The following is a 14719-nucleotide window of genomic DNA, read 5'->3' on the forward strand; positions in this document are numbered from 1 at the left end:
AGCCCTGCCTGCAGGGCTTCGCTGCCGACGACAAAAGTCCCGAAGAGGCGCGATAAGGTCGTTTATGGCCTGTCTTGGACATCGTCGATACGATAGAAATGCCCGGTCATCCTCGACAGCGATTCTTTCCTCGGCATCATGAACCACATCCGTCCGCTGATCCCCCTCCTCGTCACCGCAGGCATCCTGATCGGCGGCAACGGGCTTCAGGGAACGTATATCGCACTGCGCGGCTCCGCCGAGGGCTTTTCGCCGTCGATCATCGGCATGATCGGCGCCGGCTACAGCGTGGGCTTTGCGATCGGCTGCATGTACGTGGCGCGGCTCCTGCGTGCCATCGGCCACATCCGCACCTTCTCGGCCATGGCCTCCGTTTCGGCTGCCGCAGCCATCGCCATGTCGATGATCATGGACCCGACCTTCTGGTTCGCCATGCGTTTCGTGACCGGCATCGCGGTCGCAAGCCTCTTCGCCACCGTCGAGAGCTGGATCAACGCCAAGGTCACCAATGCCAACCGCGCCCGCACGCTGTCGATCTACCGCTTCGTGGATCTCGGTTCGGTGACGGTGGCTCAATACATCATTCCAACCGTCGGCGTCGAAGGACCGCTCGTCTTCAACATCATCGCGATCGCGCTGACGCTCTCGCTCGTGCCGATCTCGCTTGCCGACAAATCCAGTCCTGCGCCGCCGGAAGCGATCGCCTTCGACCTCAAGGCAGTCTGGCGGATTTCGCCGCTTGCGGTGGTCGGCGTCATCTCGGTCGGCCTGTCGATGGCGGCCTTCCGCAATATCGGGCCGATCTATGCCGAGGAGATCGGCATGAGCATCACCTCGATCGCCACGTTCATGAGCGCCGGCATCATCGGCGGCGTGGTGCTGCAATATCCGCTCGGCGTCTATTCCGACAAGCTGGACCGCCGCCGCGTCATCCTCTGGACGACGATCGGTTCGATCATCACCGGCGCCTATCTCTCGTTCGGCGCCGGCACGAGCGAAACCGCCAACATCGTCAGCGTCTTCCTGTTCGGCGCCTTTTCCATGCCGCTCTATTCGCTCTGTTCGGCGCATGGCAACGATTACGCCAAGGAGGGCCAGCACGCGCTGGTCTCGGCGGGCCTGCTCTTCTACTGGTCGATCGGCGCGACGATCGGTCCGCTGCTCGCCTCGATGCTGCTCGAATATTACGGGCCCCGCGCCTTCTTCGCCTATACATCCTTCATCTTCGCGGGCTTCATGGTCTTCACCATCCGCCGCATGCAGGCCCGTCCCCCGGTGCCTCCGTCGGAACGTCCGGGCCGCTTCCGCGCGCTGCTTCGAACGTCGGCCTATTTCAACAGGCTCGCCGGGCCATCCGATAAAGACGAGCCCAAGTAAGACTTAAGTTCCTTCCTTGTATTGACATATGGCGCGGGACGGGAAAGGAAGGTTGATCCTCCGTACGCGAATGAAACAATGATCGAAACCACAGCAGCCCTCGAGGAAGCCTGCGCCAAGCTGGCTCAATCGGATTTCATCACCATCGACACAGAATTCCTCAGGGAGACGACCTTCTGGCCGGAACTCTGCCTGATCCAGATGGCAAGCCCGACTGCCGAAGTGCTGGTCGATCCGCTCGCAAAGGGGCTGGACCTCAAGCCCTTCTTCGAGCTGATGGCAAATCCTGCGGTCACCAAGGTCTTTCACGCCGCGCGGCAGGACATCGAGATCGTCCACCATCTCGGCAACCTCGTGCCGCATCCGATTTTCGACACGCAGGTCGCCGCCATGGTCTGCGGCTTCGGCGACTCGGTCTCCTACGACCAACTCGTCAGCCGCATCAAAAACGTCCATATCGACAAGTCCTCGCGCTTCACCGACTGGAGCCGCCGGCCGCTCTCGGAAAAACAGCTCGAATACGCGCTGGCCGACGTCACCCATCTGCGCGATGTCTATCTGGCGCTGAAGGACCAGCTCGAACGGGAAGGCCGCGCCCTGTGGCTGACCGAGGAAATGGCGATTCTCGAATCTCCGGAGACCTACGACCTGCATCCGGACGACGCCTGGCTCAGGCTGAAGGCACGGCTGCGGAAACCGACCGAGCTCGCCGTCCTGAAATTCGTGGCGGCCTGGCGGGAGCGCGAGGCGCGCAACCGCAATGTGCCGCGCTCGCGCGTGCTGAAGGATGACGCGATCTACGAAATAGCGCAGCAGCAGCCGAAGGACTCGGAGGCCATGTCGCGGCTGCGCACGATCCCCAAGGGCTGGGAGCGCTCCGCCTCCGGCGCGGCGATCATCGAGGCGGTCAATGCCGCGCTGGCGCTTCCGAAGGCCGAGATGCCGCATCCGCCGAAACATGTGCATGTGCCGGAAGGCACCGCCGCCGCCGTCGAACTGCTCAAGGTTCTTCTCAAGCTCATCGCCGACAAGCAGGGCGTCGCCGCGAAGGTCATCGCCAATACGGACGATCTGGAAAAGATCGCCTCCGAGGGGGAGAATGCGGATGTCGCCGCCCTTTCCGGCTGGCGGCGCGACCTTTTCGGCGATACCGCCCTCAAGCTGATCGAGGGGGGGGTGGCGCTCCGCTTCGTGAACAAGAAGGTCGAGGCGGTCGAGCTTTAACTCCCCCGCCTCAAACTCCTCCGCCCTGACACGTAAGTTCAGGTTCGAGCGCCTTTTCGCCTCCGAAAGGAGGCACGGCGCTCCAGCGGCGCGTCACGCCGCCTTGACGCCCGTCTGGCCGTTTTCCACGACAAAGCTCCTGTCGGTCGACACCTTGCCGCCCGGCTTGTCGGTGAAGTCGATCGTCCTCAGGTCCGTCGTCCACCGATCCTCCGTCACGGTCATGCGCAGGTAACCGCGCCTGGTATATTCGTAGTGGCGAATATGCGGATTGGCGGGCAACGCATCCCGCATCGGCTTTGCAAGCGGCTCGGGCCAGAGCGAGCTGATCGAGGTGCCGACGAATTCGCTCATCAATGCCGTCTTCGGATCGTCCCCCGCCCGGCGGACCACGTCGGACACGAGATTGGAATGGATGTCGCCGGCAATCGCTATTGGGTTGCTGACCCGATACTTTTCGATCTGGTCAAGGATGCGCGCACGCTCGGCGGGATAACCATCCCAGGACTGAAGATAGCGATAAAGCGCGCCCTCGTGATCCATGTCGAAGGGTGTCATCATCACCGTCGAGGCGAGCACGTTCCAGCGCGCCTGCGAGGTCTTCAGCCGTTCGTCGAGCCAAGTCTCCTGCGGAGCGCCAAGCATGGAACGACCGGCGGCCTCGCTCGCTTCGCAGGCCTTCTGGAACACGCCGAAGGCGAAATTCCTGTCCGTGCCTGCCGCACAAACCGATTCGGAATCCTTGAACTGGCGGGTGTCGGGAATGCTGAGGCGCAGAAGGCCGCCGATATCGCGGCCGCGCAGGATCGGCATGGCGGGGCTCGATAGCAGCGGCGCATTCCGAACCGGCTGGAACTCGTACCAGGCCTGATAGGCGGCGGCGCGCAGCTTCAGCTTCGCCATGTCGTCGGTGTTCTCCGTCAGCGCGTCGTGATTGTCGAGCGTCACCATGAAGGGCAAGCGTTCATGCGCGCGGCGCAGCGCCGCATCGGTCTTGTAGAGGGCATGGCGGCGGCGATAGTCATCAAGATTCGCAGGCGCCGTCTTGCTTTCATGCGAGCGCACCCCGCCGCGTCCGACCTCGTAGATATAATCGCCCAGATGCAGGACGAAGGAAGCGTCGTCCTCCGCCATGCCGTCATAGGCGTCGAAATAACCGTTCTCCCAGTGCTGACAGGAGACCACATTGAAGCGGAAACGCGAGAGCGCGGCGGAGGCGGACGGCAGGGTGCGGGTGCGCCCGACCGGGCTCATCTCGCCGCCCAGCCTGAACGCATACCAGTACCAGCGGTCGGGCTGCAGGCCCTCGACATCCACATGCACCGAATGGCCGAACTCCGGCCGGGCGATGCCGACGCCGCGGCGGACGATATCGGTGAGCCGTTCGTCATTGGCGACGATCCATTCGACTTCCACCGAACCGTTGGCGACCGGTGTCAGGTCATCGGCAGCGCGAGCGAGTTTCGTCCACAACACGACGGCATCCGACGTCGGATCGCCGCTGGCGACCGAAAACGGAAAACCGGCGCCCGAGGCGAGCGCCTGTGCCGCGACATTGCGGATGATCAGCGAAGGCGCGGCCAATGCCAGGCCGGCGCCAGCGACAAAGTGACGTCTCTTCATGATATCTACCCCCTTGGAACTGGATGGAAGTGGCTTTACAGAAACCGCATGTCATACGTATGACTGACTGTCGGCCTTGTTGCCGGCCGCCAGATATCCGCGATAATCGCCGCCATATCGGAGAGATGCATGAACAGTCAGGGTGAGCGTCAGGACCGGCGCATGCGAGGGCCGACCAGCCGGGATGTGGCGCGCGCGGCGGGCGTATCGCAATCGACGGTATCGCTGGTCTTTTCCGGCAAGGATTCCGGCCGCATCAATCCGGCCACCCGAGACGCCGTTCTCTCGGCGGCCAACGCTCTCGGATACCGGCTGAACGCCTCGGCGCGCGCGCTGAAGCTCGGCACCGAGCGACTGCTTGCGCTTGCCGTGCCGAACGCCGCCAATCCTTACTTCGCCGCCGTGCTGAAGGCTGCGGCCATGGCCGCGCGCGCCAGAGGTTATGCGGTCGTGCTCATCAACGCGGGCGACGATCCGGGAGACGGCGAGCGGCTGCTCGAAAGCCTCGCCGCGCATACGTTCGACGGCCTGATCGTCTGGGAAAACCCGTGGACACCGACCGCCGGCGGCTTCGTGCCCGCAACCGTGGTGGTCGCCGACGGCATGGAGCCCGGCGATGCCGCCGTCTTCATTCCGGCCGCGACAATGGTCCGCAGCGCCATCGGTCACCTTGCCGGCCTCGGCCACCGGCGGATCGGACGGCTCGGTTTCGACATGGCGGCAGTCCCATTCCGGGCTCGCGCCCTGGCCTTTCGCGAAGCCCTTGCCGAACACGCCCTGCCCTTCGATTCTCGTTTCGAGATCGAGGAAGCCTTCGGCGCGACAGCTTCGGAACGGCTAACCGCCCTGCTGTCCGGCGCAAGCCGGCCGACCGCCATCCTCTGCGACGACGACCTTCTGGCGCCGCTCGTCTATCGCGCAGCGGCCCGCCTCGGGCTTCGCGTGCCCAGCGACATTTCCGTCGTCGGGATCGGAGATATCGATCTTGCGCGCCTGATGGAGCCGGAACTCACCACCGTGGCCATCCCCGCCGATATCGTCGGCGAGACGCTGGTCGAGGCCGTGCTGGAACGGAACGAGGGCGGCGGGGCCCCGCCACTCCGCACCATCGAGACCCATATCGTCATTCGCGGCTCGACGGCGCCGTTCCGCTGATCCTCTTCAGCGGATGACCGGCTCGCCGTGATAACGGCGCTTCGAGGGCTTCGACACGCCGAATCCGACTTCCATCATCAGGCGCGGGCTGCGCTTCGCCAATGTGCCCATGTGAAAACCGAAGGGGTCCTCGACGAAGCCCGTCCCCGCGGGGCCGGTCAACGTGAAGGCATTGTCCTCGCCGTAGAATTCCAGCACTTCCTCCGCCGGATGCCCGACCAGCAGGGTCAGTTGATGCCTCATGCGCCGGCGGTTGTGACTGCCCTTCACATAGACATGGGGACCGGCATCCGCATCGACATCCGAGAGATAGAAGAAGAACTTCAGCATGCGCCAGTCGTCGAGGTCGAAATGATATTTGAAGGAAGCTCGGCTGAGATCGGCTTCGGATGCCGACTTCGTCGGAAAGCTCCACCATATCCGGGTGGTGATCGGCTTCGCCTCTCCCCCGAGATAATGCCTCGCCACGTCCAGAAGCAGCGGGTCTCGCTGCACGGCCACGGCGGCCTTGCACTGGAGAACCCGTTCAAAATGGTGGCCGCTCAGGATCGGACGACCGAAGCGCCTTTCCGCCTCGGCGTGTTCGCCGGCGCGAAATTCCAGCCTGCGCTCGAAATTGCCGAAGCAGGGCGTCTCGTGTCCGAAACGGGCAATCTCCTCGTGAATGTCCGCCGGCAGGGTCAGGCCTGCAAAGATGCCTGCGCTTTTCAGCTCCGCGGCAATGGCTTTCGCATCCAGCCCGCCGAACATCGAAGGCCCCGTTGCCGCCGACCTGACCCGCTTCGCGGTCAGCCAGTGAGCCCGGCGAAACGGCATCGTCCGTGCCAGGAGAAACATCGGCAGCCAGGCGGGATTTTCGCGCAGATCGGTCAGATAGGTCGGTATCCGCGCCGTGATGCGGCGCAGCGTCCCGCCGGAACGGGCAATGGTCTCCAGATCGTGAAGCTTGGATTGTGGAGCGTCAAGCATCTGATATCCTTTACGAAATCTTCGCCAGAACGAATTGGATGAATCTCACAGCCCCGCTTCACGGTAATGTGTCATTGCCGTTACCGCAATGCAGCATGGGATTTTTTGTCTACCGTCAAACGACAAATTCCGCCTTTTGTTAACAAAACCTGTCGCGGCTGTCCGTATCGGCACCCGGCCCGCATCGACTGCGCCGGGAGGACCATTCGCCGCTCGCCATCCCGCTCGATTCGGCTGGCTTCGCATGGCGATTGCGCGCATCATGCCTGCAACCGACAATGTCCATCCCGACAGAGCCCCCCCCCAGCGAGCCCCAGCATGCGCCATTCCTTCACCGCCGATACCGCCCAGCGTTTCGCCACGATCGCATTGGGGCATGTGAAGCGCGAATATCCGAACAAGCCCGCCAACGTCTTTTCCGGCCCGGACGACGCGCGGACGCCCAGCGATCTCCATCCGATCTTCCATGGCAGCCTCGACTGGCATTCCTGCGTCCACGGCTACTGGATGATGGCGCATATCCTCAGGAAGTTTCCGGAGATCCCGGCCGCGAAGAACATCCGGGCACTGTTCGACGAGATGCTGGCGCCTGAAAAAGTCGCCGGCGAATGCGCCTATCAGGCCAAGCCCACCTCGCGTGGTTTCGAACGGCCTTATGGCTGGGGGTGGCTTCTCAAGCTGTCCGCCGAGCTTTCTCTGCTCGACGACCGCCGCTGGTCCGGCAACCTGAAACCGCTTTCGGACGTGTTCGTCCAGCGCTTCGCCGATTTCCTGCCGATCGCCACCTACCCGATCCGGGTCGGAACGCATTTCAATACCGCCTTCGCCATGCGGCTCGCCGCCGATTATGCCGATACGCTGAACGATACGGCGCTCGGAACGCTGCTGAAGAACACCGCGATGCGCTGGTACGGCAAGGACGAGGACTGCCCGGCCTGGGGCGAGCCTTCCGGTGACGATTTCCTCTCCTCCGCGCTCACCGAGGCCGAATGCATGCGCCGGCTCATGCCGGACGAGGATTTTCGCCCCTGGTTCGATCGCTTTCTGCCGGAGATCATGGCGCAGAGGCCGGCGACGCTGTTCTCGCCGGCCTCGGTATCCGACCGCAGCGACGGCAAGATCGCCCATCTGGACGGCCTCAATCTTTCCCGCGCCTGGTGCTGGCGGTCGCTTGCCAAAGCCCTGCCGGGCAGCGATCCCCGTCGTAGCATCATGGAAAGGGCCGCCGAGGAACATCTGGCGAGCGCCCTGCCGCATGTGGAAGGCGACTACATGGGCGAGCACTGGCTCGCCAGTTTCGCGACACTGGCCCTCGAAGCCTGACCGGCGTTCAGATGTGCATCTTCGCACCCTTGGTGATCTTGTCGGCGATCTTCTTCCCGGCCCGCAGCGCAAGGCCGACCAGCCTTGCGCCCTCGGGCGAAAATTGCGCGAAGACCTCGCGGTTCGCCGCGTCATGACCGGTCGCGAACATCTCCTCGATATAGGCGGATGCCGTCACCTGCTGTTCCAGCGAACGGCGATGGATGGTTCTCAGCATCTCCTGGCCGGCGGACAGGACGACGACGGGCTGGATGCTCATCGGATTATAGACATTGCCGGCCGCATCCCGGTATGCTTCGCCGATGATCGCGGGGTATTGCGCGGCGATGCCGCTCATCAGGAACGCGGTCACGTTGAGCTCCTGCCAGGGAGCGAGGTCATCGCGCAGCACGATCGCGATCTTGGTATCGAACATGAAGAAGAACTCCGTCGAAGGTTATGCGAGAGCCGAAGAGATAGCGGCGGCGAACGAAGCCGGTCTTGAACGTTCGTGCCAGGCCGCAACGCCGGACGGCATCATCCAGGCCCCCTCTTCCCGCGGTATCGAGCGGATCGAGGCGCGGTTCCACGGCAACGGCTTTTCACCGCACCGGCACGACACTTATGCGCTCGGGCTGACGCTTGCCGGCGTGCAGACCTTTCGCTACCGGGGCTCTGGCCGCGCCAGCCTGCCGGGCAACGTGATCGTGCTGCATCCCGACGAGCTGCATGACGGAGCGGCCGGCACCGACGAAGGCCTGCGCTACCGCATGCTTTACCTGCAACCGGAACGGTTGGTCGAAGCGGCCGGCGGCGCCGGCGACCTTCCCTTCGTGACGGACCCGGTGGTGTCCGATGCCGAATTCCGCCAATGCCTTGCCGAAGCGCTCGACGACCTCGAAGAGATACCGCAGGACCTCCTGCTCGATGATTTGATCGCCCGCCTCGCGGCAAGCCTCCGGCGCCATGCGGACGGCCGCAGCCGCTCTCCGTCGACCTCCGTCGCGCGGGATGCGATGCTGCGTTGCCGCGACTATCTGCGGGACAATTGCGACCGCGCCGTTTCCTCCGGGGAACTGGAAGCCGTCAGCGGCCTCGATCGTTACACGACCGCACGACAGTTCCGGACATTCCTGGGCACCAGCCCGCACCGCTATCTCGTCATGCGCAGGCTCGACCGGGCGAAGGTCCTGCTTTCGGAAGGCGGCGGCCTGGCCGATACCGCAGCCCATGCGGGCTTTGCCGATCAGGCCCATTTCACCCGTCATTTCAAGAAGACATTCGGCATGACGCCGGGCCGCTGGGTGGCTTTGCAGAGGTCTGCCCGAGGCCTCCATTAGAGCGCCGTGCGTCCTTCCGGACGCACAAGGGACACTCTAACCTATTGAATCTACGCATCGTGCTTTCCGAAAATCGATTCCGATTTTCGGGCCGATGCTGTGGACTTTAAAAATCCCGTCATCAAAGCTTCATCGAAGCTTCAAGGTTCCATCACCTGCCCGTCACGCGCTCTCCTTAAGCGATTGCCGTCTTCGACACGCCAACCAACAGGTGATTTCATGACCAGACTTCTCTTCGCCTCCGTTGCGCTCGCCGCGCTGATCGCCGGCAATGCCGCACATGCCGAGGAAAAAGCTTTTCCGGCTAAGCTCGCCGGCCAGGCGATCCTTCCCGCCAACACGGTCGTTCCCGCTCCCGCCGATGCGCCGGCCTTCCTGAAGACTTCCGGCAAGTTCACCACGCCCGACCGCAAGCGCACCGAAGCTCTAGGCACGCTGCCCGGCAAGGACGGCGTGCGCGTCACCGACGTCAAGCTGCCGCTCGACGGCCAACCGATCCAGGGCTTCTCCGGCATCAAGACCATGGCTGACGGCACCTTCTGGACGCTGTCGGACAACGGTTTCGGCTCGAAGGCGACCTCTTCCGATTCCATGCTCTTCCTGCACCAGATGAAATTCGACTGGGCCACCAACAAGGCCGAAGTCGTGAAGAACACCTTCCTGTCCGACCCGAACAGGATCGCGCCCTTCCCGATCACCATGGAAGGCACGGACACGCGCTACCTCACCGGCGCCGATTTCGACATCGAATCGATCCAGCCGGTCGCCGACGGCTTCTGGCTCGGCGAGGAGTTTGGCCCCTACCTCATCAAGGTCGACAGCCAGGGCCGCCTGACCGACGTCATCCCGACCAGGGTCGACGGCAAGCCGGTCGTCTCCCCCGACAACCCGCTCATCCAGCTTCCCGGCAACCCGGTTTCGAAAATGCCGGTCTTCAACCTGAAGCGCTCCGGCGGCTATGAAGGCCTTGCCATGTCGAAGGACGGCTCCAAGCTCTACGGCCTCCTCGAAGGCCCGCTCTACAAAGAAGACGGCCAGGTGGAACAGGCCGACGGCCTGACCGCGCTGCGCGTCATCGAATTCGACGTCGCCGCCAAAAAGTGGACCGGCCGCTCCTGGCTCTATCCGCTTTCCAAGGGCGGTGAAGCGATCGGCGATTTCAACATGATCGACGCCACGACCGCCCTCGTCATCGAACGCGACAACGGCGCCGGCACCACCGACAGGGCCTGCGCCGATCCGGCCAAGCCCGAGCCGACCTGCTTCAACGCGCCCGCCAAGCACAAGCGCGTCTACAAGATCGAGTTCAACGACGCCAATGTCGGCAAGGCCGTCCGCAAGATCGGCTATATCGATCTGATGAACATCCAGGACCCGGACAACAAGAAGAAGGCGGGCAATGTCGCAGGCGTCTACGACATGCCTTTCGTGACGATCGAGAATGTCGACGTGGTCGATGCCACGCACATCATCATCGGCAACGACAACAACCTGCCCTTCTCCGCCGGCCGCGCCGTCGACAAGGCCGACAACAACGAGTTCAGCCTTCTCGAAGTGGGCGAATTCCTGAACGCGAAGTAATCTGGCGTCACGCCTTCCACGAAACAGGCAGGCCCCGGCCATTGCCGGGGCTTTTCCGTCCAGTCAGTCGATGGGAATATCGACCGCATAGCGATCGACCAGCTTCAGGCTCCGGTCCGGCTGGATGATATAGGTCTCATGATACTGACGGCCGTCCTGGCCCTGGAATTGATGGCTGACGGGGCTGCCGGCCGGGGCTTTGGCAAGCCTGCTGCGCGGTTGTCCGTTATAGGTAATGCTGCCCGGAATGGGTTCCAGCGCGACGGCGGAGGTACAGCCCACCAAGGCAGCCGCCCAAATGACTGCGAGTGCTTTCCTCATCACCTATCTCCCTTCTCGCCACGACTGCGGGGCCTGTAATGGACCATGCTGCAATGAAGGTCGGCATGCCGACGCGATTTGCAATCAAGGGAGCGATAAAGCTTACCGGACCCTATTCGAACCGGAACGCCAGCCGCTTGCCGGTCAGTCTCGCCAATTGCTGCAGGCGGCCGTCCAGTCTCTCGCCTGCAAAATTGCGATAGGCCGGAGGCACGATGAATTCGAGGTCGAGGCTGGGATCGGAAGACGGGCGGAACGACAGGTTGTGGACGATGCCCGGCATCGAAGCGGAGAAGAGGTAGACGACGCGCAGCAGCCCGCCGAGCAGCTTGGCAAGGGAAAGCAGGCGCGGCGTCGCGATCGTCGCGAGGAAGCCGGTCGCCCCGTCGTCGTAGAGCCCTTCGAAGCGGTAGTAGTTGGCAAGCGCCAGATAGGCGCGGCCCGGATGAGTGATGCCGACGAAGGAGGAATGCGCGATGACGTTCAGCGCCTGCAGGCCGCGATAGTCCGGGTGGGCGCGCCAGCTTATGTCGGCCAGCAGGCAGGCGGCCTGGCGGTAACGGCTTTCCTCTTCCGTTTCCGTGATGCCGAAGGCCGGCACCATGCGGCCGGTCCATTCCGCCAGCTCGCGGGCATGTTCCGGCGAGCGGGCACGCAGGATGGCGAGCTGGTCGGCAGCGACCAGCAGCGGATCTCCCGCCTTCTCCTCGTCCGAAAGCAGCGAATAGAGATAACCCTCGCGCACGCCCTGCGCCGAAAAGCTTACCATGGCGGGTTTCATGGCGCTCAGCACCTCCTGCATGGCGATGGCGCCGAAAGGCAGAAGCGAACGGCGGCTCTTGGACACGGCCTGCCAGGCAGGGTCCTTGCTGTCCTTGGCGGCGATGACCTCTTCGAGGAATTTCTGGATCGTTTCGAGCGACAGTTCGTAGCCCTGCATCATGTGCAGCGCATACTTGCTCATTTCCATATGCAGCTTGGCGATGTTACGCCATGTGCCGCCGACCGCATAAAAGGTGCGGCCGGCGCCCTGTTCCAGGAAACGGGCGGTATTGACCTGCTTGCGGGCAAAGGTGCGCGCCTTGGAAAGCGAGTTCCCGGAAGATTCCGAGAGCCTCAGGCCCCCGAGCGGCAGGGTGATGCCCCGGCCGAATTCGGTGCCCTTGATGTCGATGAGTTCGAGCGAACCGCCGCCGAGGTCGCCGGCGATGCCGTCCGCATCGTGGAAACCGCTGATGACGCCGAGCGCGGAATACCGCGCCTCTTCCTCGCCGGAGAGAAGCTCGATCTTCTGGCCGAGGATCTCCTCCGCCTCGCGGATGAATTCCGGCCCGTTCGACGCCTCGCGGGCCGCAGCGGTGGCAAGTACGTAGACTTCCGTGGCGCGCGCCTGGGTGGAAAGCGCACGGAAACGTTTCAGCGCCGCGAGCGCGCGCTGCACCGCCTCCTCGTCCATCCTGCCGCTGGAACCAAGCCCCTTGCCGAGCCCGCAAAGGACCTTCTCGTTGAAGAGCATGGTCGGCGCGCGGGACAGGCCTTCATAGATGACGACACGGACCGAGTTCGAGCCAATGTCGATGACGGAGACAGGAGCGATCCCCGGAAGGCGCCCCTGGGCTTCTGATCGTACCATATTGCCTATTTCTTGCGTCCGGACATCAAGCCCGCAATCAATTTCGGAGCGCTCGATTTCAGAGCTTCACCGCGCCCGGAAAGGCTCGGATTGGTCATGAAATAGTGCTGCGCGTTAAAAGGTTCCTCGCCCTTGCGCACTTCCATACGCCGCGACGTACCGTCGGGCAATATCTCGTAGCTCTGCTGGTTGTCAATCAGGTTGCCCAGCATAATCTGCGATAGAACCTGCTCATGCACGGTCGGGTTGAGGAGCGGCACGAGTGTCTCGACGCGCCGGTCAAGGTTGCGCGGCATCATGTCGGCCGAGCCGATATAGACCAGCGCCTTGTCGGACGGCAGGCCAAAACCGTTGCCGAAGCAGAAGATGCGGCTGTGTTCGAGGAAGCGGCCGACGATAGACTTGACGCGGATATTCTCGGAAAGACCCGGCACCTGCGGGCGCAGGCAGCAGATGCCGCGCACCACGAGATCGATCTCGACGCCGGCCCGGCTCGCCCGATAGAGGGCATCGATGATCTCCGGATCGACCAGCGAATTCATCTTCATCCAGATCGCCGCCGGAGCGCCGTTCTTTGCGTGGGCGATCTCTTCCTCGATATGCCTCAAGATGCGCGGCCGCAGCGTATAGGGCGAGACTGCGAGCTTCATGCTTTCCGTCGGTTCGCCGTAGCCGGTGATGAAGTTGAAGATGTTCGCCATGTCGTGGGCGATCTTCGGGTTGCAGGTGAAGAAGGACAGGTCCGTGTAGATCTTCGCCGTCACCGGATGGTAGTTGCCCGTACCGAGGTGGCAATAGGTCCGCAGCCTGCCTTCCTCGCGGCGCACCACCATGGACATCTTGGCATGCGTCTTCAGCTCGATGAAGCCGAAGACGACCTGCACGCCCGCGCGTTCCAGATCGCGCGCCCAGCGGATGTTCGCCTCCTCGTCGAAACGGGCCTTCAGTTCGACCAGCGCCGTCACCGACTTGCCCATTTCGGCCGCGTCGATCAGCGCCCGGACGATCGGGCTGTCGTTCGAGGTGCGGTAGAGCGTCTGTTTGATGGCGAGGACATCCGGGTCCCGCGCCGCCTGCAGAAGGAATTGCACAACCACGTCAAAGGACTCGTAAGGATGGTGGACCACCATGTCCTTTTCGCGGATGGCGCCAAGGCAGTCGCCAGCATGCTCGCGAACCCGCTCGGGAAATCGGGCATTGTAGGGCTCGAACCTCAGGTCGTCGCGCGGCGCCTTGGCTATCTCCGACAGCGTGTTGAGCGCCAGAAGCCCCGGCAGAACGGCGACGCGATTGTCCGGCACGCCGAGCTCCTGCACCACGAACTGGCGCAGCGATGCCGGCATTTCCGAATCGGTTTCGATGCGGATGACCTTGCCGCGGCGGCGGCGCTTCAGCGCCGTCTCGAAGAAGCGCACCAGGTCTTCGGCCTCTTCCTCCACTTCGATATCGCTGTCGCGGATGATGCGGAAGGTGCCGGCGCCCTTCACCTCGTAGCCGGGGAAAAGCCGGTCGATGAACATGCCGACGACATCCTCCAGCGTGATGTAGCGGATCGTGGTCTTGTCGTCGGGCAGGCGAATGAAACGATCCAGCGTCGGCGGAAGGCGGAGCAACGCCGTCATCGGCTCCTTGCCGAGCTTGCTGACGAGCTGCAGCCCCATGGAAAAGCCGAGATTCGGGATGAACGGGAACGGGTGGGCCGGGTCGATCGACAGCGGCGTCAGGACGGGGAAAAGATCGTCCTCGAAATCGGTCGCCAGCCAGACGCGGTCCTCGGCCGAAAGCGCCGCCGGGCGCACGATCAGGATATCCTCCTTGGCGAGATACTGCTGCAGCACGGCAAGCGAGGCCTGCTGCTCCATCTGCAGGTTGTCGATTTCCTGCAGGATGGCGTCGAGCTGTTCGGCCGGCGTCTTGCCGTCGGGGCTGCGGATGGCGATCCCCTGCCGGACCTGGCCTTCGAGGCCGGCGACGCGCACCATGAAGAATTCGTCGAGGTTGGTGGCAGAAATCGACAGGAAGCGCACGCGCTCCAGAAGCGGATGCGCCGTGTTCAGCGTCTCTTCGAGAACGCGGCGGTTGAACTGCAGCCAGGAGAATTCGCGGTTGATGAACCGGTCCGGGCTCGCCAGCAGTTCCTCGGCGGCGTCCACGGCGACCGCTTCTGGCTGCTGCGTTTCCGTTGTCATCGAAT

At 63.3% G+C, this 14719-nt stretch carries 12 protein-coding genes; 6 read left to right on the top strand and 6 right to left on the bottom strand.

The window, feature by feature from the left end; translation table 11 throughout:
* Positions 1 to 138: 138 nt before the first annotated feature.
* Both ACFFP0_RS20010 and rnd read left to right on the top strand, forming a co-directional pair.
* Positions 139 to 1377, top strand: a complete 1239-nt coding sequence (locus ACFFP0_RS20010) for an MFS transporter (protein WP_377263961.1) — start codon at positions 139 to 141, stop codon at positions 1375 to 1377.
* A 78-nt stretch (positions 1378 to 1455) separates the two neighbouring features.
* Positions 1456 to 2601 carry a ribonuclease D gene (rnd, locus tag ACFFP0_RS20015; protein WP_377263962.1) on the top strand — a complete coding sequence of 382 codons (1146 nt, stop codon included), beginning with the start codon at positions 1456 to 1458 and terminating at the stop codon, positions 2599 to 2601.
* Between the two features lie 93 nt (positions 2602 to 2694).
* On the opposite strand, the gene ACFFP0_RS20020 is transcribed toward rnd, so the two are convergent.
* Complete coding sequence (locus tag ACFFP0_RS20020; RefSeq protein WP_377263963.1) at positions 2695 to 4224, bottom strand: alkaline phosphatase D family protein; 1530 nt, start codon at positions 4222 to 4224, stop codon at positions 2695 to 2697.
* Positions 4225 to 4353: 129 nt separating this feature from the next.
* Between ACFFP0_RS20020 and ACFFP0_RS20025 the strand changes: the two genes are divergently transcribed.
* A complete protein-coding gene (locus ACFFP0_RS20025; RefSeq protein WP_377263964.1) occupies positions 4354 to 5379 on the top strand; it encodes a LacI family DNA-binding transcriptional regulator in 1026 nt (341 codons plus the stop codon).
* Between the two features lie 6 nt (positions 5380 to 5385).
* Here ACFFP0_RS20025 and ACFFP0_RS20030 read toward each other — a convergent pair whose 3' ends face one another.
* Positions 5386 to 6348: a phytanoyl-CoA dioxygenase family protein gene (locus tag ACFFP0_RS20030; RefSeq protein WP_377263965.1), complete on the bottom strand. Its 963-nt coding sequence runs from the start codon at positions 6346 to 6348 to the stop codon at positions 5386 to 5388.
* Positions 6349 to 6666: 318 nt separating this feature from the next.
* Here ACFFP0_RS20030 and ACFFP0_RS20035 point away from each other — a divergent pair, with 318 nt between their 5' ends.
* Complete coding sequence (locus tag ACFFP0_RS20035) at positions 6667 to 7671, top strand: DUF2891 domain-containing protein (RefSeq protein WP_377263966.1); 1005 nt, start codon at positions 6667 to 6669, stop codon at positions 7669 to 7671.
* 7 nt (positions 7672 to 7678) lie between these two features.
* Here the strand turns inward: ACFFP0_RS20035 and ACFFP0_RS20040 are convergent, their stop codons facing one another.
* The gene (locus ACFFP0_RS20040) at positions 7679 to 8086 is read right to left on the bottom strand and encodes a DUF2000 family protein (protein WP_377263967.1); all 408 of its coding nucleotides are present in this window, start codon (positions 8084 to 8086) and stop codon (positions 7679 to 7681) included.
* A 103-nt stretch (positions 8087 to 8189) separates the two neighbouring features.
* Between ACFFP0_RS20040 and ACFFP0_RS20045 the strand changes: the two genes are divergently transcribed.
* Entirely contained in the window at positions 8190 to 8990 is an 801-nt protein-coding gene (locus ACFFP0_RS20045) for an AraC family transcriptional regulator (protein WP_377264339.1), read from the top strand.
* A gap of 219 nt (positions 8991 to 9209) precedes the next feature.
* Positions 9210 to 10571: an esterase-like activity of phytase family protein gene (locus ACFFP0_RS20050; RefSeq protein WP_377263968.1), complete on the top strand. Its 1362-nt coding sequence runs from the start codon at positions 9210 to 9212 to the stop codon at positions 10569 to 10571.
* A 63-nt stretch (positions 10572 to 10634) separates the two neighbouring features.
* Here ACFFP0_RS20050 and ACFFP0_RS20055 read toward each other — a convergent pair whose 3' ends face one another.
* The 3 genes from ACFFP0_RS20055 to ACFFP0_RS20065 all read right to left on the bottom strand — a co-directional run bounded on the left by ACFFP0_RS20055 (position 10635) and on the right by ACFFP0_RS20065 (position 14714).
* Entirely contained in the window at positions 10635 to 10892 is a 258-nt protein-coding gene (locus tag ACFFP0_RS20055; protein WP_377263969.1) for a hypothetical protein, read from the bottom strand.
* Between the two features lie 112 nt (positions 10893 to 11004).
* Entirely contained in the window at positions 11005 to 12525 is a 1521-nt protein-coding gene (gene ppx, locus ACFFP0_RS20060; protein ID WP_377263970.1) for an exopolyphosphatase, read from the bottom strand.
* A gap of 5 nt (positions 12526 to 12530) precedes the next feature.
* Entirely contained in the window at positions 12531 to 14714 is a 2184-nt protein-coding gene (locus tag ACFFP0_RS20065; RefSeq protein WP_377264340.1) for an RNA degradosome polyphosphate kinase, read from the bottom strand.
* Between the last annotated feature and the right edge of the window lie 5 nt (positions 14715 to 14719).

The organism is Neorhizobium puerariae (genome assembly GCF_042429745.1).
Taxonomy (GTDB): domain Bacteria; phylum Pseudomonadota; class Alphaproteobacteria; order Rhizobiales; family Rhizobiaceae; genus Neorhizobium; species Neorhizobium puerariae.

Excerpts from the sequence above, each read along its gene's own strand:
- ACFFP0_RS20035 (WP_377263966.1), top strand. The coding sequence starts at position 6,667 with ATGCGCCATTCCTTCACCGCCGATACCGCCCAGCGTTTCGCCACGATC.
- ACFFP0_RS20010 (WP_377263961.1), top strand. The coding sequence starts at position 139 with ATGAACCACATCCGTCCGCTGATCCCCCTCCTCGTCACCGCAGGCATC.
- ACFFP0_RS20050 (WP_377263968.1), top strand. The coding sequence starts at position 9,210 with ATGACCAGACTTCTCTTCGCCTCCGTTGCGCTCGCCGCGCTGATCGCC.
- ACFFP0_RS20020 (WP_377263963.1), bottom strand. The coding sequence starts at position 4,224 with ATGAAGAGACGTCACTTTGTCGCTGGCGCCGGCCTGGCATTGGCCGCG.
- ppx (WP_377263970.1), bottom strand. The coding sequence starts at position 12,525 with ATGGTACGATCAGAAGCCCAGGGGCGCCTTCCGGGGATCGCTCCTGTC.
- ACFFP0_RS20040 (WP_377263967.1), bottom strand. The coding sequence starts at position 8,086 with ATGTTCGATACCAAGATCGCGATCGTGCTGCGCGATGACCTCGCTCCC.
- ACFFP0_RS20025 (WP_377263964.1), top strand. The coding sequence starts at position 4,354 with ATGAACAGTCAGGGTGAGCGTCAGGACCGGCGCATGCGAGGGCCGACC.
- ACFFP0_RS20065 (WP_377264340.1), bottom strand. The coding sequence starts at position 14,714 with ATGACAACGGAAACGCAGCAGCCAGAAGCGGTCGCCGTGGACGCCGCC.
- ACFFP0_RS20030 (WP_377263965.1), bottom strand. The coding sequence starts at position 6,348 with ATGCTTGACGCTCCACAATCCAAGCTTCACGATCTGGAGACCATTGCC.
- ACFFP0_RS20055 (WP_377263969.1), bottom strand. The coding sequence starts at position 10,892 with ATGAGGAAAGCACTCGCAGTCATTTGGGCGGCTGCCTTGGTGGGCTGT.
- rnd (WP_377263962.1), top strand. The coding sequence starts at position 1,456 with ATGATCGAAACCACAGCAGCCCTCGAGGAAGCCTGCGCCAAGCTGGCT.